Genomic DNA, 523 nt, shown 5'->3' on the forward strand with positions numbered 1-523 from the left:
CTTGCCGTTGTCCGCTTCCAGCACGCGATAGCCACCCTGTGAAAGCATCTTCTTCAGGGCAAAGCGAATGGTTCTGGAATCATCCACGACCAGGACACAGGCATCATCACCGGGCACGTTCGCTGCCAGCCATGGAGAGCGAAGCGAAGGCTGGTAGACCCCAGTAGCCGCGAGGCCGCACTGTTTTCCCGGCGTGCCTTGCGCCAGAGGGAAAACAAAGTAGGCCTCCGAACGCGGCGTCCAGTCATTGGGAGCCAAGTACGGAGCAGCAACGAGCTTGCGAAGTTGTTGCGTAGTGCTTGGTGACCAGGACGGCTGGGGCACAAATAGGTTGTCAAAGGCCGAGTCGATTTTGGGGACTGGGATGTCCCAAAATCTATCACGAGGCCGAAGACACGCTTGCCGCATCATCACCGGGCACGTTCCTGTAGTTGCGGCGTCTGTCCCGAATGACCTGCACTGACCGGGCGCGGTCACGCCGAAAAAACCTCTTGATGCTGAAATTCCCCATTTAACCCCCGTC

1 protein-coding gene is annotated in these 523 nt (G+C 58.3%); it reads right to left on the reverse strand.

The window, feature by feature from the left end:
- Positions 1-414: response regulator (locus ACOCD2_RS26005; RefSeq protein ID WP_305801876.1), on the reverse strand; the 414-nt coding region annotated here is incomplete at its 3' end.
- Between the last annotated feature and the right edge of the window lie 109 nt (positions 415-523).

This window comes from Thiolapillus sp. (assembly GCF_048562965.1).
Classification (GTDB): domain Bacteria; phylum Pseudomonadota; class Gammaproteobacteria; order Chromatiales; family Chromatiaceae; genus Thiolapillus; species Thiolapillus brandeum_A.